Origin of the sequence: Flavobacterium xinjiangense, assembly GCF_900142885.1 — a bacterium.
Classification (GTDB): domain Bacteria; phylum Bacteroidota; class Bacteroidia; order Flavobacteriales; family Flavobacteriaceae; genus Flavobacterium; species Flavobacterium xinjiangense.
Genome location: NZ_FRCL01000006.1, coordinates 129903 through 153754 on the forward strand (window position 1 = coordinate 129903; position 23852 = coordinate 153754).

23 protein-coding genes are annotated in these 23852 nt (G+C 34.1%); 5 read left to right on the forward strand and 18 right to left on the reverse strand.

Going from position 1 to position 23852, the window contains the following annotated elements; translation table 11 throughout:
* The first annotated feature begins 18 nt into the window (after positions 1 to 18).
* The 3 genes from BUC23_RS09080 to BUC23_RS09090 are packed head-to-tail and all read left to right on the forward strand — an operon-like array spanning position 19 to position 4370.
* Positions 19 to 1452: a leucyl aminopeptidase family protein gene (locus tag BUC23_RS09080; RefSeq protein WP_073208688.1), complete on the forward strand. Its 1434-nt coding sequence runs from the start codon at positions 19 to 21 to the stop codon at positions 1450 to 1452.
* A 3-nt stretch (positions 1453 to 1455) separates the two neighbouring features.
* The gene (locus BUC23_RS09085; protein WP_073208690.1) at positions 1456 to 2670 is read left to right on the forward strand and encodes an ATP-grasp domain-containing protein; all 1215 of its coding nucleotides are present in this window, start codon (positions 1456 to 1458) and stop codon (positions 2668 to 2670) included.
* Between the two features lie 44 nt (positions 2671 to 2714).
* On the forward strand, positions 2715 to 4370 hold the full coding sequence (locus BUC23_RS09090; protein WP_073208691.1) for a M1 family metallopeptidase: 1656 nt from the start codon (positions 2715 to 2717) through the stop codon (positions 4368 to 4370).
* A gap of 47 nt (positions 4371 to 4417) precedes the next feature.
* Here BUC23_RS09090 and BUC23_RS09095 read toward each other — a convergent pair whose 3' ends face one another.
* The gene (locus tag BUC23_RS09095) at positions 4418 to 5254 is read right to left on the reverse strand and encodes an AraC family transcriptional regulator (protein WP_073208693.1); all 837 of its coding nucleotides are present in this window, start codon (positions 5252 to 5254) and stop codon (positions 4418 to 4420) included.
* A 157-nt stretch (positions 5255 to 5411) separates the two neighbouring features.
* On the opposite strand from BUC23_RS09095, the gene BUC23_RS09100 reads away from it, so the two are divergent.
* A complete protein-coding gene (locus tag BUC23_RS09100; protein ID WP_073208695.1) occupies positions 5412 to 6395 on the forward strand; it encodes a phytanoyl-CoA dioxygenase family protein in 984 nt (327 codons plus the stop codon).
* Positions 6396 to 6444: 49 nt separating this feature from the next.
* Here the strand turns inward: BUC23_RS09100 and BUC23_RS09105 are convergent, their stop codons facing one another.
* The 16 genes from BUC23_RS09105 to BUC23_RS09180 all read right to left on the reverse strand — a co-directional run bounded on the left by BUC23_RS09105 (position 6445) and on the right by BUC23_RS09180 (position 22986).
* Complete coding sequence (locus BUC23_RS09105; RefSeq protein WP_073208698.1) at positions 6445 to 7320, reverse strand: sugar phosphate isomerase/epimerase family protein; 876 nt, start codon at positions 7318 to 7320, stop codon at positions 6445 to 6447.
* Between the two features lie 20 nt (positions 7321 to 7340).
* A complete protein-coding gene (locus tag BUC23_RS09110) occupies positions 7341 to 8234 on the reverse strand; it encodes a hydroxypyruvate isomerase family protein (RefSeq protein ID WP_073208700.1) in 894 nt (297 codons plus the stop codon).
* 8 nt (positions 8235 to 8242) lie between these two features.
* Entirely contained in the window at positions 8243 to 9481 is a 1239-nt protein-coding gene (locus tag BUC23_RS09115) for a nucleoside permease (protein ID WP_073208702.1), read from the reverse strand.
* Between the two features lie 57 nt (positions 9482 to 9538).
* Positions 9539 to 10270: a 3-keto-disaccharide hydrolase gene (locus tag BUC23_RS09120; protein ID WP_073208704.1), complete on the reverse strand. Its 732-nt coding sequence runs from the start codon at positions 10268 to 10270 to the stop codon at positions 9539 to 9541.
* 24 nt (positions 10271 to 10294) lie between these two features.
* The gene (locus BUC23_RS09125) at positions 10295 to 11752 is read right to left on the reverse strand and encodes a Gfo/Idh/MocA family protein (protein ID WP_073208706.1); all 1458 of its coding nucleotides are present in this window, start codon (positions 11750 to 11752) and stop codon (positions 10295 to 10297) included.
* A gap of 83 nt (positions 11753 to 11835) precedes the next feature.
* Positions 11836 to 12216 (reverse strand): c-type cytochrome, encoded by a 381-nt coding sequence (locus tag BUC23_RS09130; RefSeq protein WP_073208707.1) that lies wholly within the window; start codon positions 12214 to 12216, stop codon positions 11836 to 11838.
* A 17-nt stretch (positions 12217 to 12233) separates the two neighbouring features.
* Complete coding sequence (locus BUC23_RS09135; RefSeq protein WP_073208709.1) at positions 12234 to 13286, reverse strand: sugar phosphate isomerase/epimerase family protein; 1053 nt, start codon at positions 13284 to 13286, stop codon at positions 12234 to 12236.
* A gap of 38 nt (positions 13287 to 13324) precedes the next feature.
* Entirely contained in the window at positions 13325 to 14470 is a 1146-nt protein-coding gene (locus BUC23_RS09140) for a Gfo/Idh/MocA family protein (protein WP_208609314.1), read from the reverse strand.
* Between the two features lie 28 nt (positions 14471 to 14498).
* A complete protein-coding gene (locus BUC23_RS09145; RefSeq protein ID WP_073208713.1) occupies positions 14499 to 16202 on the reverse strand; it encodes a GMC oxidoreductase in 1704 nt (567 codons plus the stop codon).
* A 57-nt stretch (positions 16203 to 16259) separates the two neighbouring features.
* Positions 16260 to 16823 carry a gluconate 2-dehydrogenase subunit 3 family protein gene (locus tag BUC23_RS09150; protein ID WP_073208715.1) on the reverse strand — a complete coding sequence of 188 codons (564 nt, stop codon included), beginning with the start codon at positions 16821 to 16823 and terminating at the stop codon, positions 16260 to 16262.
* Positions 16824 to 17326: 503 nt separating this feature from the next.
* Entirely contained in the window at positions 17327 to 18517 is a 1191-nt protein-coding gene (locus BUC23_RS09155) for a hypothetical protein (RefSeq protein WP_073208717.1), read from the reverse strand.
* Positions 18518 to 18530: 13 nt separating this feature from the next.
* Positions 18531 to 19361 (reverse strand): type 1 glutamine amidotransferase, encoded by an 831-nt coding sequence (locus BUC23_RS09160; protein WP_073208718.1) that lies wholly within the window; start codon positions 19359 to 19361, stop codon positions 18531 to 18533.
* A gap of 42 nt (positions 19362 to 19403) precedes the next feature.
* Positions 19404 to 20513 carry a carboxylate-amine ligase gene (locus tag BUC23_RS09165; protein ID WP_073208720.1) on the reverse strand — a complete coding sequence of 370 codons (1110 nt, stop codon included), beginning with the start codon at positions 20511 to 20513 and terminating at the stop codon, positions 19404 to 19406.
* Between the two features lie 68 nt (positions 20514 to 20581).
* Positions 20582 to 21523, reverse strand: coding sequence for an ATP-grasp domain-containing protein (locus BUC23_RS09170; RefSeq protein ID WP_073208722.1), 942 nt, complete (start codon positions 21521 to 21523; stop codon positions 20582 to 20584).
* Positions 21524 to 21571: 48 nt separating this feature from the next.
* Positions 21572 to 22285 carry an esterase family protein gene (locus BUC23_RS09175; protein ID WP_073208723.1) on the reverse strand — a complete coding sequence of 238 codons (714 nt, stop codon included), beginning with the start codon at positions 22283 to 22285 and terminating at the stop codon, positions 21572 to 21574.
* 296 nt (positions 22286 to 22581) lie between these two features.
* Positions 22582 to 22986: a glyoxalase gene (locus tag BUC23_RS09180; RefSeq protein ID WP_073208725.1), complete on the reverse strand. Its 405-nt coding sequence runs from the start codon at positions 22984 to 22986 to the stop codon at positions 22582 to 22584.
* Positions 22987 to 23055: 69 nt separating this feature from the next.
* On the opposite strand from BUC23_RS09180, the gene BUC23_RS09185 reads away from it, so the two are divergent.
* Complete coding sequence (locus tag BUC23_RS09185; RefSeq protein WP_073208727.1) at positions 23056 to 23439, forward strand: acyl-CoA thioesterase; 384 nt, start codon at positions 23056 to 23058, stop codon at positions 23437 to 23439.
* A 120-nt stretch (positions 23440 to 23559) separates the two neighbouring features.
* Here the strand turns inward: BUC23_RS09185 and BUC23_RS09190 are convergent, their stop codons facing one another.
* The gene (locus BUC23_RS09190) at positions 23560 to 23850 is read right to left on the reverse strand and encodes an ACT domain-containing protein (protein ID WP_244153792.1); all 291 of its coding nucleotides are present in this window, start codon (positions 23848 to 23850) and stop codon (positions 23560 to 23562) included.
* Between the last annotated feature and the right edge of the window lie 2 nt (positions 23851 to 23852).

The window sequence follows — 23852 nt, forward strand, 5'->3', positions numbered from 1 at the left end:
AAAAAATTACTAGAACAAATGAAAATAAATACAGTAGCAAACTTAGATAATTTTTCAGGAACAATTTTAATTCCAGCTTTTGAAACGTACTCAAAAAGTATTGTTCCTATCAAATTTAATGGACTTGAAATTAGTTCGAAAGTTTTTTTTGGTAAAAAAGACACGCACTATTTAGCAGAGCAAAATGATAATACACATGTTTTTATAGGAGTAGGAAAAACGATAGATTATAAATCTTTGAAAACTGTTTTTCGTCGAATTTCGTACAAACAACAAGATAGTTTTAGTTCTAATGTTGCTTTAGTAATACTGGAACAATTTACTCAGGATCAAGTAGAAGCCATGATTTCAGGTTTGCTTTTAGGAACTTATGATTTAGGTCATTTTAAATCAGAGAAAAAAGAGCATCCTTTTTTAGATCCTGATTTTACTTTGAATTTGGTTTCTGAAAAGGATTATTTGGCTGCAGCCAAAAAAGGAATCAAAATTGCCAAAGCACAATTAGCAGCCTTTAATTTGGTCGATTTACCACCCAACACAATTAATCCAAAATACTTGGCTACTTGGGCGAAGGAAACAGGAGAAAAATATGGATTTGAAGTAGAAGTTCTCGGTTATGAAGCTTCAAAAATAGTTGGTCTTGGTGCATTTTTGGCCGTTGGAAAAGGAAGTGAAAATGAACCTCAATTTATCATTATGAATTACACTCCTACAGCCGAAGTGGAACACATAAAACATGTTGGATTGGTGGGAAAAGGAATAACCTTTGATACTGGAGGATTAAATATAAAAACGGCAGGAATGGTTCATATGAAGTGCGATATGGCTGGGGGTGCTGCTGTATTTGGAGCCATGCAATTGATTGCTGATTTGCAATTGCCAGTTAAAGTAACTGCGATTGTTCCCTGCGCAGAAAATTCAGTTGATGCTAAATCATTTGTACCTAGTGATGTGATTCATAGTTATAGCGGACATTCAATAGAAATAATTGACACTGACGCAGAAGGCCGACTCGTTTTAGCCGATGGATTATCTTATTTGATTAAAAATTTTAAACCAGAATATATTATAGATATTGCAACGCTTACCGGAAGCAGCGTTGGTACTTTTGGTTATGAATGTGGCGCTTTGTTTACTAATAGTGAAGAAATGGCCAAGAAATTGCAAGAAAACGGAGATGCGATTGGAGAGCGTTTGTGGCCTTTACCACTTTGGGATGTTTATAAATCAGACATTGAAAGCGACATAGCCGATGTAAAAAATTATAGCGGAAAACCAGTTGCAGGAGCAATAAGTGCAGCTAAATTTTTAGAATATTTTACCCAAGAACATAAAGCGTGGGCACATCTGGATGTTGCCGGTGTCACATTTAATGATGATGAATTTGCTAAAAGCAAACATGCAACGGCTTATGGAGTTCATTTATTAACTAAATTCATTGAAAATTTATAACGTATGGAAAACTCTAAAACCTTCCTTTGTATTTCAAATTATTTCAAAGGTGCCGATTTTTTAATTAATTTAAAAAAGCTGGGGAATAAAGTCTATTTAGTGACAAGCGAAAAACTGAGAGATAAACCATGGCCACATCCATACATTGATGAGATTTTTTATATGGAAGGTCAGGATGTCGATTGGAATTTAGAGCATTTATTATTGGGTGTTGGGAATTTTATGAAGTCCACAAAAATTGATGCTATTGTCGCTTTGGATGATTATGATGTTGAAAAAGCAACTTATCTCAGAGAAAATCTGCGAATTGATGGAATGGGACAAACCACAGGACGTTATTTTAGAGATAAGCTCGCGATGCGAATGAGAGCTAAGAGCTGTGGTATTCCAATTCCTGCTTTTTGTTCCTTATTTAATGATCATGACATCAATACTTTTGCTGAAACCATTGACGCTCCATGGGTATTAAAGCCTCGTTCTGAAGCTTCGGCCGCGGGGATTATAAAAGTGTATGATAAAGAGAGTTTGTGGATCCATATTAATGAAATGGGTAATAATAGATTTAAATATTTATTAGAACAATTCAAACCTGGCGATGTGTATCACTGTGATAGTTTGATCTCAAATAGTAAAGTTATCTTTAGTTTGGCATCGAAATATTTAGCTACGCCTATGGAAATTTCGCAAGGCGGAGGTGTTTTCCGTTCTGCCAATATTGTTTACAATTCTGAAGATGACAAAGCTATAAAAAAGATAAATGAGCAAGTATTAAAAGGCTTTGGTTTGAAACATGGTGCTGCCCATACCGAATTTATTAAAAGCAATGACAATGGACAAATCTATTTTCTAGAAACTTCATCTCGAGTAGGAGGAGCGCATCTCGCAGAAATGGTGGCCGAAGCTTCAAATATTAATTTATGGAAAGAATGGGCAGCTATTGAAGATGCATTGGTGAAGAAGACAAAATACATTTTACCAAAAGTAAAAAAAGGGTATGCAGGAATTGTTTTGACTTTGTCAAAATTCCAGCATCCGGATTTATCATCTTTTTCAGACCCTGAAGTATGCTTTAGAGTTCCACTGGAATTTCATGCAGGATTGATTGTAAAATCGGATAAGCAGCTAAGGATTTTAGAGTTGTTAGAAGATTATTGTAATCGTTTAGCCAATGATTTTACAGCTGTCGTAGAACAAAACTCAGTTTCTAAATTGCATTAATTCTATAAAAATTAATTTATATTTTATTTCAACATTTCAAATTTATGAAAAGATATTTAAGTCTCATTTGTTTTTCATTTTTCCTTTTTAATAGTGCTAGTGCGCAAGGGCTCCTTGGAATTAAAGAACAAGTATTTAATAGACAAGATTCTTTACGAGGAAGTATCACCAAAGAAAGAGCTTGGTGGGATGTCAAATATTATCATCTTGACATTAAAGTAAATCCTTTGGACAAAACTATTACTGGCTCTAACACCATACGATATCAGGTAGTACAAGAATACAACCGTATGCAAATTGATTTGCAAAATCCTATGGAAATCGATAAGGTTATTCAGGACGGAAAAGAACTAAAATACAAAAGAGAAGGAAATGTTTTTTTTATTGATTTGGTTGCTCCACAAAAAATTGGTTCAACAAAAGAGGTAATCGTATATTACGGAGGAAAACCCAAAGAGGCTGTTAATCCACCTTGGGATGGAGGAATCACTTGGAAAAAAGACAGTAATGGCAATCCCTTTATTGCTTCTTCATGTCAAGGACTGGGTGCAAGTATTTGGTGGCCAAATAAAGATCACATGTATGACGAGGTTGAGGGCATGCTAATAAGCGTGAATGTTCCAAAAGGTTTAATGGATGTATCGAACGGCCGTTTGCAAAGTGTAACCGAGTTGAAAGATGGTACCAAAACCTATAATTGGTTGGTATCAAATCCCATTAATAATTATGGAGTGAATATCAATATTGGCGATTACGTTACTTTTTCAGAAAAATTTAAAGGCGAAAAAGGAGATTTGGATTGCACGTATTATGTTTTGAGAAATAATCTTGACAAAGCAAAAAAACAATTTCAAGACGCGCCAAGAATGTTGAAAGCTTTTGAGCACTGGTTTGGACCTTATCCATTTTATGAAGACAGTTATAAATTAGTTGAAGCCCCATACTTAGGGATGGAACATCAAAGTAGCGTAACGTACGGCAATGGTTTTAAGAACGGATATTTAGGAAGAGATTTGAGCGGAACAGGTTGGGGTTTAAAATTTGATTACATTATTATTCATGAATCAGGTCATGAGTGGTTTGCTAATAATATCACCTACAAAGATATTGCTGACATGTGGATTCATGAAAGTTTTACAGACTATTCCGAGAGTCTTTTTCTTGAATATTATTACGGTAAAGAACCGGCTTACACTTACATTAGAGGCTTAAGAAAGAACATTCAAAATGACAAACCAATAATTGGAAAATATGATGTCAACAATGAAGGTTCCAGTGATATGTATTACAAGGGAGCAAATATGCTACATACTTTGCGCCAAATTGTCAACGATGATACAAAATGGAGAAAAATATTAAGAGGTTTGAACAGCACTTTTTATCATCAAACAGTTACTACAAAACAAATTGAAGATTACTTAAGTCAACAAGTTAGCCTAGATTTAAATCCATTCTTCAATCAATATTTACGAGACGTTAGAATTCCAACATTAGAATATTTTTTCAAAGATAACCTTCTTGGATATCGTTGGAGTAATTGTGTTCCTAATTTTAACATGGCAGTTAAAGTAACTTTGAATGGAAAAGATGAATTATTGAAGCCAGGAACAGAATGGAAAGGAATTCCGGCTAAGACTGAAAATTCAAAACTAGAAATAGACAAAAATTTCTACGTTGCAGGATTTAATATATCGGAATAATAACAAATAGGAGGATGTGTTTTTAGAAAATTAAGTAACACATCCTTTTATCTTTTTTTAAACTGAATTGGATTTTCACCTACTACTTTTTTGAAAATTCTATTAAAATAGGATAGACTTTCAAAACCGCATTCGTAACAAGTTTCAGTTACATTTTTATCACTTTTTAAAAGCCTTTTAGCTTGTTCAATTCGATACTGATTCAAAAATTCTGTAAATGTTAAGCGTGTCATTTTCTTAAAATAACGACAAAAAGCAGCTTTTGACAAATGGGTCAGTTTTGCCATTTCTTCAATGGAAACAAGTCTTTGGTAATTGTTTTCAATAAATTTATAGACTATTTTGAGTCGCAATTGCTCTTTATTGTTATATAAATTTTCAAATGGTTTATCATGTAAAAGAGTGATTTCATCTGATGTAGCCAAAATTTGAAATAAAGATAATACTTCTATAAATTGTTCGAAGTGTGATAATAAATGAATTTTTTGAAGTCTTTTGCCAATTTTTTCTTTTACAGTTCCATGAAAGCAAATCACATTTTTGGAGTTCTCGAATAATTGATAGATGGAAGCTAATTCAGGAGTTGTAACAAAATCGTTTTTAAAAAAATCTTCCTTTATCTGCAAAACAACTTTTTCATATTCGGTTTTAATTCCATAATCAAAATTCAAATGTGGAATATTAGAACCTATAAAAACCAAATCACTTCCTTCAAAACCTCCCACATGATTTCCCACACGTCTTGTTCCATTTGGAGCAACAATGAAAGTTAATTCAAATTCGGGATGGAAATGCCAATAGTAAAAATCATTCAGTTTTGGATTAACTAAGATTCTAAATGAACTGCCGGCTAATCTTTTTATATCTTCAAAAACTATTTTCATAACCCTATTAATACTTTAATTGCTCAAAAATATACATGCAAAGGATTAAAAGTACTAAAAAAAAGCAATATTGTACAAATAGCGGTAAATTTTGTGGAAGTTTTTAGTATTCTATTTTTCTAATTTTGAAATAGTAATAACACTAAATATCAGAAAAATGGAAAAGAATGATAAAATAATGACGCCAACAATGACACCAAATAACGCTCACAAAGATATTCCGGGGAATCCATCAACAGCAAAATCGAGCACATCCAAATTAAATGACCGGTCAAATGGCATGCCTTTACGTTTGCTTACAGAAGAAGATTGGAAATTTTGGATTGAGAATGGGTACATAGTTATAAAAAATGCAGTGCCAAAAGGAAATGCTAAAAAAATGGCTAATTTTTTATGGGAATTTGAAGAAAAAAATCAAAATGATCCCGAAACTTGGTATGCTCCGCCCAGAGCCGAAATGCAAATGAAAGAGCTTACTAATAGTGGTATGATAGAAGTATACAACCATCAATATCAATGGGATAACCGACAAATGCAAAAAGTATACGATGCTTTTGTTGATATTTGGGGAACCGAAAAATTATGGGTTACAATTGACAGAGCTAATCTCAATTTGCCAGTTAGACCTGGTTATGAGTTCAAAGGATTCATACATTGGGATTATGATCCGGAAACAAAACCGCAAAATGTGCAAGGAGTTCTTGCTTTGGCAGATCAAACCGATGAAAATATGGGTGGTTTTCAGTGCATTCCTGAGTTATATCGAAATTATGACACTTGGAAACTGACACAACCCGAAGATAGAAATCATTTTAAGCCTGATGTTACTGGACTGGAAGATAAACTTGTAAAAGTAAAAATGGAAGCAGGTGATTTACTAATTTTTAATAGCACTCAACCTCATGGTATACGTCCCAATATTACAAAAGACAAAGTAAGAATGGCACAATATATTTCTATGATGCCTGCAGAAGAGGATAATGAGGAATTACGTCAATGGCGCGTGAACTCATGGAAAAACAGAATCGCTCCAGAAGGATATGCGTTTCCTGGAGATCCTAGAAATTGGGAGCAAACGAAATATAAAACAGCAGAACTTAGTGAACTTGGAAAAAAATTATTGGGAGTAGAAAAGTGGTAAAAAAAAAGGGATATGTAAGTATCCCTTTTTTTATTATTTATCAAAATGTTTAGATTAGGTTTTTCTTAATGTAGTTAAAACTTTTTATAGCAGATTCTATTGGATTAGGTTTGTAGTTTGATTCGTGTTCCAAAAAGAAACGCTTCATTCCTGAAAGTTTAGCTTCTGCAAAAATCGATTTGAAATCGATTTTTCCCGTTCCTATTTCGGCATTCCAATCTGGATTAACTTTATCCATATCTTTCACATGCCACATTTTAAAACGTCCGGGATATTTTTTGAATAATTGCAACGGATCATTTCCAGAACGAATTACCCAGTACAAATCCATTTCAAAATCAACTAAGTTTTTATCCGTTTCATTCAATAAAATCTCATAACCGTTAGTAGGACCAAATTTAGTAAATTCGAAATCATGATTGTGGTACGCTAATTTTAAACCTCCTGTTTTACAAAGCTCTCCAAATTTATTTATTTGTAAAGCTAGTTTTTTGTAATCATCACCGCTTTTACCTCTCAATTCTGCAATAACATAAGGTACAGTAATATACTCACTTCCTAAATGGTTTGCTGTTTCTATGTACGATTTTAATAAATCAGTAGAACCATCTTTGATCATGGAATTAAAATCGAAATGATTACTAGTCGCTTTCAAACCATTATCATTAAGTATCGATTTAAAATCATGTACGGAAGTACCAAAAAAACCTTTGTCTACCGAATAACCAAAAGTTTCTACTTCTGAGAAACCAGCTTTTCCAACCTGGGCTAAAACCCCTTTTACATCTTTTGGTAAAGTATCTCGCAGGGTCCATAATTGAATTCCAATGGCTCTCTTTTTTGATTCAAAAGCAAATGAAGGAGCAATGGCTAATGCGCCTAAAGCTAAACCCGTATTAATTAAAAATTCTCTTCTTTTTATCATGAGTTATTTTTTAAATTAGTTTAAATATCACAAATTACAATGGCCTGCTTCAAAGAAACTAGTTTCTCTACGTTTTTAGGAATAAATTCCTGACCTACAAAACCTTTGTAACCAGTTTGCGCAATCGCTTTCATTATTGCCGGATAATTTAGTTCCTGAGTTTCGTCTATTTCATTTCTACCTGGAACTCCGGCTGTATGAAAATGTGCGATATAGTGATGGTTATCTCTAATGTTTCTGATTACATCACCTTCATCAATCTGCATATGGTAAATATCATAAAGCAATTTGAAATTTTCAGAATTCAAACGTTTAGCTAATTCTACTCCCCAGTATGTTCTATCGCATTGATAATCTTTATGGTCAATTTTACTGTTTAAAAGTTCCATTACCAATGTTACATTATATTTTTCTGCTAATGGAATCAGCTTTTGTAAACCTATTAGACAATTGGTCCAACCTTCTTCATCCGTTTTTCCTCGTCGGCTTCCGCTAAAGCAAATTAGATTTTTGTATCCTGCTTTTGCTACAAGCGGGATCATTTCTGTATAATTCTTAATGAGGACCTCATGGAATTTGATATCATTGAATCCGTCAACTAAATTAATTTCTGCTCCATTGCACATGGTGGAAACTAAATCATATTTCTTTAGTATAGGCCAATCTTTAGGTCCAACTAAATCAATACCAGTAATTCCCATTTTTTTTACTTCGATACAAAGATTTTCTAAATCAAAGTCGTCAAAACACCAACGCGCAACGGAATGATTTATGTTTCCCTTTAAAATAATAGGTGTCATGTCGGTTTTAACTTTTGGCATAGCCAAAGCAGAAAAACCAGTAGGAATTGTCATTGCAGCTGTTCCGGCAAGAATTCCTTTTATAGCAGACCTTCTATTTAAATTAGTATCCATATTTAATTTTATACAGCAGAAGTAGTTTCTTCTACTTTGTTTTTTTCATTAAATAGAAGTGCAAAAAGTACAAATACAGCAAAAGCAATTCCAGCAGGAATAATCCATACCATTTCCCAATTTATCGTACCTTCTACCGTTTTATAATTATCAGTTATCCAACCAGCAACGGCAAAACCAATTAACATTCCAACTCCGTAAGTCGCTAACGTGATTAAACCTTGCGCAGCGCTTTTATATTTTTCTCCCGCTTTAGAATTCGTATATATTTGACCCGAAACAAAGAAAAAATCATAACATATACCGTGTAATGCAATACCTAAAATAAGCATGAAACTTAAATCTCCGCCATTACCATAAGCAAACAAAACGTAACGTATGGCCCAAGCCAGCATACCAATCAAAATTGTTTTTTTAAATCCAAAACGACTAAAAAATACTGGAATTAATAATAAAAATAATGCTTCGGATATTTGACCAATTGCCATTTTTCCTGTAGGATTTGTGACTCCTGCTTCTGTTAAAAATGGATGCGCATTTTGATAATAAAAAGCGAGCGGAATACAAATAAGAATAGACGAGATGAAAAAGACAGCGAAGTTTTTATCCTTCAACAGTTTTAAAGCGTCAAGACCTATTATATCTCCTATTTTAATTTTTTCCTCACTTACTTTTGGAGGTGTAGCAGGCAATGTAAAACTAAAGATTCCTAAAACGAAAGCTGCTATTCCTGCCAAAAGGAATGTGTTTTTAAGCATTCCACCTGAAACAGCTGCAGCAGCATCCCAATGGAAAATAAAACTAATAGACAAACCAGCCAAAATCCAGCCGATCGTTCCCCAAACCCTGATACTTGCAAACTCTTTCTCCGGATCTTTCATTTGATTAAAAGAAACTGAATTTACTAATGCTAAAGTTGGCATATACAAAATCATATAGCTTAAAACATAGGTATAAAACATTCCAACCTCCTCTGACTGGTACATTTGATACATTAAAAAGGCACCTACTAAATGTAATATTCCTAAAATTTTCTCCGCATTAAAGTAACGATCTGCAATTAAACCAACTATAAAAGGAGCAACAATAGCACCCCATGATTGTGTCGAAAAAATAGCTGCAGTTTCTGAACCGGAAGCCTTCAGATTATTTCCCAGAAAAGTCCCAAGGGTTACAAACCAGGCTCCCCAGATGAAAAATTCCAGAAACATCATTATTGATAATTTAAGTCGGATAGTTGTATTCATATATTTTTTTGGTTTATTATTTTAATGGTTAGTAATTTGGTTATTTATTATTTACAACTACATACCGTTTTCGCATCCTGTAGTTATATTCATTGAATTCCATTCTTTAATCATGATGTTTCTGAACCAAACATTATTTCCGTGATCTTGTAATGCAATTTTACCTTTTTTGAAAGCCGCAAACCCAGGCCAAGTAGCAAATTTACTTCCTGAAACTAAAGATTTAAAATTATCATCCCAAAGTGTTGTCTCAACTACTTTTACCCCATTAAGCAACATGGTTAGTTTTCCAAATTTGCATACAATATCTACAGAATTCCATTCTCCTACAGCTTTTACAGGTTCCGAGGTACTTTTGATCAAATCATATAAGTCACCAGCACGATGTTTTGTTATTTTCCCATCAGGATGCCCATCATTATCCAATACCTGCATTTCCAACCCAGTTTCATAGGTATTTTTAAATTTTGTTAAATCCTCATTCACAAAGAAAATAATACCACTGTTAGCATTTGCAGCCACTTTCCATTCTAATTTTAAATGAAAATTTGCATATTCGATATCAGTAACTAGATCGCCGCCCTGACCGTTCTTAGCTTCTGTCGGGTCAAAATGTAGTACACCGTCTTCTACTTTCCAGGCGGAACCAGCGGTAGTTTTTCCATAAGAATGCCATCCTGTTGTAGATTGTCCGTCAAATATTGATTTAAATCCTTTCGGTACAGCTTGAGCATTTGTTGTTTGAATCATTATCATTAGAATTAATGAAGTACAAATATTTTTAATCATCTTTTGTATTTTTAATTTTTTAATTTACAGAGTCAGAGCTTTCCAACCCTGACGATACTCGCGTTTAATAAATTGATTGACATCATCAAAATTTGTAATTCTCATATTGGTATTATCCCATAATAATTTTGCAGAGCCTCCCGGATAAACATCTTCGCCAAGTTCTTCTTTTTTAATATCATAACCTCTAATTGCTAGATTTGCCATTAGTAAAGCTTCTGTTAATGGACCTGCAATATCAAAGGGAGAACTTAATTCTTTTTTCCCATAACCTTCAATAGAAGCTTCAATCCATTGTTTATAGTGACCATCAGAACCGTCTTTTACCCGAGCATATTTTTGAGCTACATTGATATTTTCATTTTTAGTAAGAGGAAGTAAACGAGGATTTAAACCATATGTATCACACATCATTTTTCCTTTTGTTCCTGTAAATAATGTTCCATTTCCGCCATCTCCAAAAATTTCATTTGGACCCAACTCAGAAGGTCTTTCTGGTTGAATTCCGCCATCCATCCAATGCACCGTGATGTCTCCAATTGTTTTTTCCGTTTTTGGAAAAGTAAGGGTTACATGACTTGAAGGTGGACAACTCTCAGGAAAATAGCCTCTTTTAAATTCATCAACATAAACAGAACCAACACTGCATTGTACATCCTTTGCATATTTTAAGTTTAATACACTAAAAGGAGCCTCAAGTAAGTGACAGCCCATATCACCTAAAGCGCCTGTTCCATAATCCCACCATCCGCGCCAATTGAACGGCACTAATTTATTTACATAGTCCTTTTTTGGAGCCGTACCCAACCACAAATCCCAGTCCAATTCTTTTGGAATTTCAGCTTTATTTGCTGACCAAGGAATACCTTGCGGCCAAACCGGACGGTCAGTCCAAGCGTGAATGGTGTGAACATCACCTATTAAACCTGCCTCATACCATTCTTTCATGATTCGAGTACCATCATTTGAAGAACCTTGATTCCCCATTTGTGTAACCACTTTGTATTTTTTAGCTGCTTGAGTTAAAATGCGAGCTTCGTAAATATCATGCGCCATAGGTTTTTGAACATACACATGTTTTCCTAACTGCATGGCTGCAAGAGCTTGGATCGCATGGTTGTGATCCGGAGTGGACACAGAAACGGCATCGAAGTTTTTGTGTTCTTTATCCAACATTTCACGCCAATCTTTGTAAAATTTGGCTTTTGGAAATGCTTTTACACTTTCGGCAGCTCTTCGAGTGTCGACATCACATAAAAATGAAATGTCGGCTTTTCCGCTTTTGGCAAACATAGCTACATCAGATTTCCCTTTTCCGCCAACTCCTATACTAGCAATTGATAAGCGATCGCTCGGCGCCACAAATCCTCTACCTAAAACATGGCGAGGAACAATCATAAATGCAGCTGCGGCAATAGCCGTTGTTTTTATAAAATCACGACGGTTATTCGTAATTTTATCGACTTCTTCTTTTTCTTTCATCTATTTTAATACGGTTATTTAGTGGTAGTAAAATGAATTAGTTGACTAGGCGTTATTTTATACGGCAACCTATCATTATACGTTTAGCTTGCTTTTTTTAGAGATAAAATGTAAATCGCCATTGATTTAGCATCATTTTTTTTTAATGAGGCATGCGCTGCCATTGGTATTGTTCCCCATACTCCAGCTCCACCTTTAATTATTTTTTCGGACAAATAATTGACATTTTTTTCATTAGAAGCATATTTTTTTGCAATATCTAAGTAGGAGGGACCTATCAGTTTCTTGTCTAATTTATGACAACCTACGCAATCAGATTTAGCAATTAATTTTTCACCATCTGGTGATTGAAGAATTGTATTCGATTTTTTAGTCGCTACACTATATTTTGTATCTAAGTTATCATTAGAAAATGAGGTCAAGCTTACTAAAGCTACCCCAAAAAATAAATATTTTAATTTCATTTGTATTGTATTTAAATTTATAATCCTAAGTTTTTTCTGTTAAATGCTCTATTCGTTTCTACAGCTGCAAAGTCATCGAATGCCTTATCTGTAACTTTTATAATGTGTTTTTTTATAAATTCAGCACCCTCTCGGGCTCCATCTTCCTGATTTTTAAGGCAGCATTCCCATTCCATTACTGCCCAACCTTTAAAATCATATTGTGCCAATTTGCTAAAAATCGTTTTAAAATCAATTTGGCCATCTCCAGGTGAACGATATCTTCCCGCGCGATTCACCCAACTTTGATACCCTCCAAAAGTTCCTTGCTTTCCAGTTGGATTAAATTCGGCATCCTTTACATGAAAGGCTTTAATTCGTTCGTGATAAAAATCGATGTATTGTATATAGTCTAACTGCTGTAATACAAAATGTGAGGGATCATATAAAATACAAGCTCTGGAGTGATTATTTACAGCTTTCAAGAACATTTCGTAGGTTTCTCCGTCAAATAAATCTTCTCCTGGGTGAATTTCGTAACAAAGATCAACACCATTTTGATCAAACTCATTTAAGATGGGTAGCCATCGTTTAGCTAATTCAGCAAAACCATCTTCGACCAAACCCGGTGGTCTTTGAGGCCAAGGGTGAAAATATTGCCAAAGTAAAGAACCACTAAATGTTGCATGTGCATTCAATCCTAAATTTTGAGATGCTTTAGCAGCAAATTTCAATTGCTGAACTGCCCATTCCTGTCGTGCTTTAGAATTCCCATGTACATTTTTTGGAGCAAATGCATCAAAAAAATCATCGTAAGCTGGATGAACTGCCACCAACTGACCTTGTAAATGTGTGGATAGTTCGGTTATTTCTAAACCGTAAGAAGCAATCTTACCTTTAAGTTCATCAGCGTAAGTTTTGCTTTCTGCTGCTTTTTGTAAATCGATGAATCGAGTGTCTAATGTTGGCATTTGTATACCTTTAAAACCTAAATCGGCTGCCCATTTGCAAATCCCATCTAAGGAATTGAAAGGAGCTTCATCACCAATAAACTGAGCTAAAAATACCGCGGGGCCTTGTATTGTTGTCATATTATTTTTGTCTAAAACTTTTATGAATTCCTATTTTATTACATAATATAAGGAGTCCATTTTTTATCAGATTGTGAAGATGTTACTACGTTATCTATAAATGCCATTCCTCTTAATCCATCTTCAACGGAAGGGAAATCTAACATTTCAGCAGTAGGCTCTGTACCATCTAATTTGCAACTTAGTGTTAATGCAAAATTACGATAGATATTAGCAAAAGCTTCTAAATATCCCTCAGGATGCCCTCCTGGAGTCCTGCAATTATGTGTAGCAAAAGAAGATAAATGGCTATAATTACTACCAGCTCGTAGAATTTGTGCAGGTTCATCTAACCATCTTACAATCAAAGTATTTGGATCATGTTGCAGCCATTCTATACCGCCTTTTTCACCATATACCCTTATTCTTAAAGCGTTTTCTTCGCCTGCAGCAACTTGCGATGCCATTAAAACCCCTTTAGCATCATTATCAAATTTTAGCATTACAGCACCATCATCATCCATTACCCGTCCTTCGACTAAGGTATTTAATTCTGCACATACATCAGTAATCTTCGCTCCCGTAATATATTCAGCTAAATGTGCAGCATGAGTTCCAATGTCTCCCATTACAGAGCTTTTTCCAGCCTTTGTAGGGTCTGTTCTCCAAGCTGCTTGTGCATTTCCTTCTCTTTCGGATAATTTACTCAACCATCCTTGAGGGTATTCAACCCAAACTTTTCTAATTTTTCCCAGTTTTCCTTCCCGTACCATAGCTTTAGCTTGTTTCACCATTGGGTAGCCAGAGTAGGTGTGTGTTAAACAGAGTATCAAACCTGTTTCTTCAACTTTCTGTTTTAATAATTTTGCTTCTTCAAGTGAAAAAGTAATTGGTTTTTCTATCACTACATTAAATCCATAATCCAAAGCCATCATCGCTGGTGCAAAGTGTGCGAAATTTGGTGTAACAATGGTCACAAAATCCATCCGTTCATTAACTGGTAGTGCAGCCTCGGCTTTAAACATTTCTTCGTAAGTTAGATAGGTTCTTGATTCGGCCAAAAACAAGGCCTTACCAGATGCTACCGCCGTTACCGGATTAATACTTAACGCACCACAAGTTATTTCTATAAGGCCATCCATATTAGCAGCTAAGCGGTGAATGGCGCCTATAAATGCATCTTGGCCACCACCGACCATACCCATTTTTAATTTTCTATTCATCTTCTTTTTACTAAATATTGCCTTTTTTTAATTCCTTTACAGCATAATCGCACGCGCGTGCCGTCAATGCCATAAATGTAAGTGATGGATTTTGACAAGCTATAGAAGGCATGCAAGAACCATCGGTAACAAAAACATTACTTACTTCGTGCATTTGATTCCATTTATTTAACACAGAATTTTTAGGATCATTACCCATTCTGGCAGTACCCATTTCGTGTATAGCCATACCAGGATAGCAATCATTATCATACGTTTTTACATTTTTGATTCCAGATGCTTCAAGCATTTCGGCTGCATCATTCATCATATCTTCCCGCATTTTTGCTTCGTTCTCCTTATACTCACAATCGATTGCTAAAACAGGTTGTCCCCATTTATCTTTTTTGTTGTGATCGATATATACTTTATTTTCGTAATATGGTAACATTTCGCCAAAACCACCTAAGCCCATACTCCAAGAATCAGCAGGAAGTGACATACTATCTTTGAAATCACCCCCAAAAGCTAATTCAGCAACTTCTTTATGCCATAATCCTCTGCTTGCTCCTCCTTGATATCCAAAACCTCTTAAATAATCTCTTTTATCATTTCCTACGTTTTGGTATCTTGGAATATAAATTCCGTTAGCTCTCCTACCGTAAGTGTACTTATCTTCAAATCCTTCCGCTGTACCCTCTGCTCCGCAACGGAAATGGTGGTCCATCAAATTATGTCCTAATTGTCCGCTCGCATTTCCCATTCCATTAGGATGCGCATCGGAAGTTGAATTCAACAAAATGAAAGTTGATCCTAAAGTAGAACCATTTACAAAAACAATTTTGGCATAAAACTCCATGGTTTCATTTGTTTCTGCATCAATTACCATTACACCTTTTGCCTTTTTGGTATCTTTATCATAAATTATATGATTGACAATAGAGTAGGGCCTTACCGTTAATCTTTTGGTTGCCATCGCCGCTGGTAATGTAGCTGATTGCGTGCTGAAATATGCGCCAAACGGACAGCCGCGACTGCATAAATTTCTATATTGGCAACTACCACGACCGTTGTGAGGTACGGTTAAATTTGCTGTACGCCCAATGGTCATAATTCTTGACTTATTGTAGTGTTTCTCAATTCTTTCTTTTACTGATTTTTCTACACAGTTCATATCCATTGGCGGCAGAAAATGACCATCTGGCAATAAAGGCCAATTTTCATTTTGACCACTAATACCGGCAAATTTCTCTGCGTAATCATACCATGGAGATATATCTTTATAACGGATAGGCCAGTCATTACCGTGACCATCTTTTGCGTTATCTTCAAAATTATGATCACTAAAACGATAACTTTGACGACCCCACATTAAAGATTTTCCACCGACGTGAAATCCTCTGTACCAGTCAAAACGCTTGTCTTCGGTATAAGGACATTCAATATCATTTACCCACCATTTTTCAGTAGCTTCATTGTATGGATAATCTCTAGTTTGAACCGGATGCGTTGCTTTTTGCTCCTCGGTAAGTTTACCTGCATGCTGAAATTCCCATGGATCCTTCATGGCCGATTCATAATCCTTAACATGCTCGATGTTCATTCCGCGTTCCAACATCAAAACTCTTAATCCTTTTTCGGTAAGCTCTTTTGCAGCCCAACCACCGCTAATACCAGATCCTACAACAATAGCATCATATGTATTTTGTTTTTTTAAATCAGTATTTATATTCACTTGTAGTATTTTTTTTGATTTCTAAAATATTTTAAGATAGCCGCTATCAATATGAAATTAGTTTGTTGCCCAAGCTTTTTGACCTGGTTTGTATTCCGCACTTCCATCATATCTACCAGGAACTGGAAGGTATTCTCGTGCTTGCGTACAACCTATTTCTGATGAAAAATAACCTAGGATAGTTAAATCACGCGCAATCAAAAAGAAAGAAGGAGCTTTATCATTGGCAATAGTCTCATTTTTTAAGTCAGTCATAATCTTCTGACGTTCTTCAATCGACATCGACAAGAAATCTTTATTAAAGTTTTTCAAACATTTTGCATGCATGTCTTTCATCCCCAAAGCAAAAATTTCTTGCATTTTTGCTGGATAGCAATCTCTAATCATCATAGGAATAAAAGCCCCGAGTCCCGCAGCTTTTGCTCCAGCTGACGATGCTGTAGTAGGAATAATGATATCAGCAAATTCAGCGAGCAACTCTTCATCTTTGGCAGAAAATGAAACATGATTCTTTTCTATTTCAGGTAAAGTAAAACTTTCAAATAAAACGCCCATCGAGGTTACTGAGATTGCGCTTCCCATCAAAAACGCAACATTTTTAAGTGCTTCTCTTCTATTCATTTGTCAAATTGTTAGATATGTCTATTATTTTAAATTAAATATGTAATTATTACAACCTTTCAATATTACTAAATTTACTATTATAATCGTAAATTTTTATATGGAAGTATGCAATTATTATCAAATAATTATTATTTTTTGATAATTTAATCTATATGTTTACGATTTTTGATTGTATACAATTTTAAATTGCTATTTATGCAACCAAATAAAAATATTTTAGTTATTAACATCGTACAAAAGAGCTTCTCAGTTCAAATTTAATAAGATAATTCTTGTTAAATAAATTATAAATTTAAAAAAATAGATTTCATTGCTTAAAAATGAAACAATAAGAATAGTGTTTTATGCAAATAAAGCAGTGTAAGAAAAACCAATTAAAGTTTTAGATAAAAAATATTTTACATGAAACGAAAATATTAAAAAAAATAGAAGATTTAAAGAATATGAAAAAGGGGATCTGTAATACAAAATGACAGCGCTATTCGAGACAAAAAAAACCTTTATCGCTCTAACAATCCTATAGTCCCACCAACCCAGTCCTTATCCTTATTGAATTTCACGCCTATCATTTCGCCGCGACTCAATCGAACTAAATTACAAAGTAGAGTAGGAGAGCTGTCTTCTTTTTTCCATACGCAAAGTACACGCACTTCGGCTTTTACTTTTCCGTCCGGAGATTGGACAATGGGTAGATAGTTTACTTTTTTCTGAAGAATATAAAGATCTTTTTCAACAACTGCCTCAATATCTTCTTTTTTTACATGAAAAATAACACCTGTCCCTGAGAATGAAAATAAGGGTTTTAGCACATAATTTTCTAAATCTTCCGGAATTTCTGTTAGATCACTCAACAAAGTAGTTTCTATGAAATATTTCCCTTTTAAGAAAGGTAAAATAAATTTACTGATTCTAAAAAACCAATTGGGATGCCCTGCCCATTCTACATCTAAGTTATCTGAAAAATGGAAGTTTAGTTTTAAATCGGTACGTAAATCTAATTCATCAAAAATAACGCGATTGTAAATTCGTTTTACGAGAATTTCATCGCCCTCTGCATTTTTATAGAACAATTGCTTTCCTTTTTTGATTAGTTCTGTCACGCAAATTATTGCAATCCCAATATCTCTGTGGCAATAATAAAAGTCAATTTTTGTATTTTGCCTTTCGGGTTCAATTTCAAGCAGAATTATATTCTCCTTAGGATGATTGTTGCAAATAACTTCTTCAAGAATAGAGAGATATTCCTGTGGTTCGATTCCGTTAAAGAACGGCGTCAATTCATTAAGAAAAGGATAATGATTTTTGAATTTCTCATATAAATTAAATTGGTAATTATATAAAGAAGGAAAGCCTTGTACTTCAATTAATTTAGGAATAATTATTCCATCTTCTTCACAAATTCCAAAATCAATAGCTAAAAAGGTAGTATGTTCGTCCTCATTTGAAACTTTTTGATTTAACTCTAATGCTTTATCAGTAAGACCTTTAAAGTCGTCTTGTTTAATTAAAGCTATAACTTCATTACATCCTTCAACTAGCTGTGCTTTTAATTCATTTGAAATAAAAAATGGCGTTTCGGCTACTCGAAAAGTGGGCATATAATCAAAATCGGAAGCAATATCATCTTTAAATTCTTGATATTTTTTATCTGTAAATTGAGTATTAAATAACTCCCGATATTTTAAAATCATAGATTATATTTTACTAATTAGATAACATCTTCTTTGTTTTCATTAAATCATTTATGGCAATTCTAAGGAAATTTGGAATTAAAGTTTCGTTAGTTCTGTAGATTTTATCGTCATCCAATAAATCTTCCAGCATGTTTCTAAACTTCTTTTTTCCTTTCATGCTTTTGATTTTTTCTTTTGCTTCTTTATTTCTTAAATGGGAAACAAAACTTATTGGATCCGCTTCTGGATGAAATTGTGTACCTACAAAATAATCCGTAAAACGGACTGCCATAATAGCTCGCTCATATTGTACATGATCTCTGATTTTTTCTAAGGAAATAATTTTAGCGCCTTTTTTAGCAAATGTGCTCAATTTAGGCTGTACCACTTGATAATCTCTGGAATCGATAGCGTAGAACGGATCTGCTAATCCTTCAAACAAAGGATCTGTACTTCCTTCTTTGGTTTTGTGAATAGTCATTACGCCAAAGGACGTGTCGTTTCTTTTAGTTATAGTGGCTAAACCAAAATGAAGACAAGCCATTTGAAACGAATGGCAAATAAACAATACATGCTTTTTCACTGTATTTTCATTATTCCACTTTGTCAAGGAATCAATAAATTCATAATATTTTTTATCCCATTCGCCATCGCCTACTAGGGGATTTCCGGGACCTCCTGTTGAAATATAAATATCAAACTTTTTAATCTCAGGCAATTCACATTTAACCCTGACATCAAATATTTCGAAACTCACCACAGGACTAAAGCGGGTGATGACATCAATAATACATCGCATTCCCTGATTCGGAATTCCGTTGTACATATCTAACAGGGCTATTTTTATAATTTTATTGGACATAGGTTCATTTAGAAAAATCGATCGGCAAAGGTAATTTTTATTTTATAATCCTTTAGTAAATTCGCTCGTTATAAAATCTACAACTCTGGAAAGATTACCTGTGTTTTCAAAAACTGCCAATTGCTTATCTGCCCCAGTTCCATTTTTCAAAATTTCATGCACGTAATTAATATCGTCACGGCTTCCCAATTCATCTACAACATCATCAACAAAATCAAGCAATTCCAGAATTAGCATTTTGGTTTCAACCTCTTTTTGCAATCCAAAATCAATCATATTATTATCAATTCCATATCGGGCAGCGCGAAATTTATTTTCTTTAATCAAGGCTAATCGGTAGATATTAAAACTAGTATTATTCATGTTAAGTTTATACAACTTGGCCACAATTGCCTGAATAATTGCCACAATACAAATCGTCTCATCGACTGTCAAACACATGTCACAGATTCTAAATTCAATAGTATTGTAAAACGGGTGCAAACGCAAATCCCACCAAATCTTTTTAGGATTATCGATACAATTGGTTTTAACAAGCGTGTCTAAATAATTTTGATACGCAGCGACCGAATCAAAGTATTCTGGTAATCCAGTCCTTGGAAACTTATCAAAAACTTTTGTTCTAAATGATTTGTAACCCGTTTGCCTTCCCTCCCAAAAAGGAGAGTTTGTCGATAAAGCAAATATATGAGGCAGGAAATAAGTTGCCTGATTCATCAATTGCAAACCAATTTCGCGATTCTCTATACCCACGTGGCAATGCATCCCAAAAATCAAATTGGAGCGTGCGGCATCCTGCAATTCATTGACAATATCATGATAACGGGGATCATCGGTAATAGGCTGGTCTTGCCATTTAGAAAATGGATGTGTTCCGGCACCACCAACAATTAAATTTTGCTTATCGGCTAATTCTACAATTTTAGATCTCAGAAATTTAATTTCACACTTCGCTTCTGCGACGCTTTTACAAATATTGGTCCCAACTTCTACAACAGATTGATGCATTTCTGCCTTCACCTGTTCGTTCAATATTATTTTTGCACCATCCACAATTTTAGACAAGTGCGAACGCAAATCTCGTGTCTCAGGATCAATAATTTGATATTCTTCTTCAACACCAAGTGTGAAAACAGGTAATTTCTTTAACATAATAATTTTTTTATTGTTCAGTCGCAGTCGCAGTTTTCAGTCTGTTTACTGAATACTGTGACTGAAAACTATTTTACTGCATCTTTAATAAAAGTTCCCCAAGTAAGATTCATTTTACCCGGTTTTTGTTTTTTTGCGGCAGCGATGGCCATTTTTGCAGCTTCTTCAACAACCCATTCAAAGTTTTCCGCGCCAACCGACGTTAATTCAGCATCAGGAGCGGGATTCCCAAAATCTATAGCATACGGGATTCCGTCACGCACCGCAAATTCAACCGTATTAAAATCATATCCCAATCCTTTACATAAGCGTAAAGTATAGTCTTTTATGGTTGCTAATAATTTTTTATCTGTTGGCGGCCCATCAATTACATAGCGCAAATGATGCGGGTTTCTTGGCTCATACTGCATAATACGAACTGCTTTGCAGCCCAAACAATACACTCTAAAATATTCTGTAAAAACAATTTCTTCCTGTAACATCATCACTAATTGTCCCGTTTCCTGATGCTTTTCCCAAAATTCTTCTTTATTTTCAAGACGGTATACATTTTTCCAACCTCCACCGGCATACGGTTTCATATAAGCTGGAAAGCCTATGTAATCGAAAATTCCTTGCCAATCCATTGGGTATTTCAAATTTCTAAATGATTTGCCGGTAGTATCTGTAGGATGTTCCGCTGAGGGAAGAATTACGGTATTAGGTAATGGGACTCCTAATGTATCCGCTAAAGCATTATTAAAAAATTTATCATCGGCACTCCACCAAAAAGGATTATTAATCACATTAGTTCCTGTTAACGCAGCATTTTTTAAATAGGCACGATAGAACGGAACATCTTGCGAAATGCGATCAATAATCACTGCATATTCACCATCCTGATTTTGAACTACTTTATCAATAGCAACAGCTTCAGCTATTATGCCTTTCTCGTTTTTTGAATTAACTCTGTCTATAAATGCCTGCGGAAAGGTATCTTCCATTCCAAATAAGATTCCAATTTTTTTCATCTGTTACTTTTTAATTTCTTGATACTTGATTCTCGCGATTTTATAATTTTAAAAAAACTTAATTCTTGATAAATAATGAGGAAACATTTCTTTCCAGATTGGCCAGTCATGCTTTTTATCTTGACGAATATCCAGCCAGTGATGAATATTTCGTTCACTTAAAACCTTACTCAATTTTAGATTGGCGTCAAAGCAAATATCCCAATTTGAAGTTCCTAAAACGATATCCATCTTCCATAATTCCGGATCGTTTAAGCCATACAAATAATCCTCCGGACTGTTGTAAAAAACATCATCATTATGAAAACCATCCAAAAAACTTTTGATATTAAAGGCACCACTCATAGAAAAAAGGTGACTCACATAGCCTGGATGACGAAAAGCAAAATTTGCAGCATGATATCCACCAAAACTGCAACCGGCCATAGCCACTTTTCCTGATGAAGTGTTATTTTTTACTTTCTCGACAATTTCATGACAAATCATTTTGTCGTATTTTACGTGATTTTCTATGCGATGTATGGGATGGATGTTTTTATTGTAAAAACTATCTTTGTCAATACTATCCGGGCAAAAAATTTGAATTAATCCTTGCTCGATATACCATCTTGCTGATTCAATTAATCCCATATCTTTATTTTCATGAAAACTCCCCATTGAAGTTGGGAATAGAATAACAGGATAGCCCGCATGTCCAAAAACTAACATTTCTATATCTCTATTTAGATGGGGCGAATACCATTTGAAATATTCTTCCTTCATAACTTTATTTTTAACAATTATAATAAAAAAAATCGATTAAAAAACATAAATAATTAAGCTTAACTAATAATTATCACAAAAAACGATAAAGATTATTAAATAGTAATGAAATTGTGATTCTTGTATAATTTAGTATTCCTTTTTTGAATTATAAGCAAAAAACAAGTAATTTTTACTAGATTGGTTTTGTGATTTAACGATCAAAATAGAGTACATACATATATTTTTCCACAAATCTCATCTGCGGTTACAAGGCTTAGAGATAAATCGTTAATCCATAATTTAAATGCAAAGAGTTATAAAGTAGTAGATACTTCAAATAATTGTATTTGACTTTTTAATCTCTCGATAAGCATACCCATCATTCTTTTGTTGAGACTCGAAGAATTATTTATATATTTTGCGTACTCATCGATGGTGAACAATCCGATAATCATGCCTTTTAAGGCGTTTCTAAATTTGATATCTTTCATGATTGAATTTTCAATTATCGATAATTTTTTTTCAACGGAAAGAGAATAAAAATCAGTTTTGTTCTTTACAATATAATTGATAAAAACAGCGATAAACAAATCGTTTTGCAATTTCAAAATAGGCCTAAGCACTTCATTTTGAAAAGATTCATCCGATGAAGATTGAGCATTGACACTACCAATTGTTTGTCCTCTAAAATTTTTTAAAAAAGTATCGCGATCGTTCATAGTTTTTTCTTTAAAAATAAAAAAAAATAGAATATGAAAATGCTATTTTTGCTTTTATAAATTAACAATATGAGATTTCACACCAGAAAATGGGTAAAACCCGAAGACTTGAACCCAAATGGTACTTTATTTGGTGGCAAATTACTAGCTTGGATTGATGAAGAATTAGCTTTATATACTATTATTCAATTAGAAAACACAAGAATTGTAACCAAGCACATGTCGGAAATTAACTTTAGAAGTTCCGCAAGACAAGGCGATATTATAGAAATAGGTATTGATGTTGTAAAATTTGGAAACACATCACTTACACTAAAATGCGAAGCCAGAAATATGATGACTCGAGAAACAATCATATCAATTGATCATACTACAATGGTAAGTTTAGGCGCTGATGAAAAACCAAAAGCACACGGAAAAACCGAAATCGAATTTATAAAAGATCGTTTGTAGTTAAGCTGATTTTAGTTTTTAATTTAAAAATTGGTTAAGAATTGCCATTGCTTTTTCCGTGTCTCTTTTATCTACAAAAATGTGATCGTGATAAAAAGCTGCTACCACATTGCAACTTATTCATTCGATTGAAAGTGCTTGCGAAAAAGCTGCAGTTAAGCCCACGGCATCAAGCGAAGAATGAACCGTTAAAGTAATCCACGAAGCGATAAAAGAATATTCTAGTTTCAAAAAATCAGCTAATTGCTTTTTTACTATAATTGTGGTTGCTTCCCGCTCTCTGAATGTCATAACAATATCATTCAAATTAAGGTTCTTTAAATCTTGCACTACACAAAATACATATTCTCCTTGAATATGTTCTGGTTTCAGTGTTTTAAGTAACTTTTCTAAGTTTTTTTCGCCTGTCATTT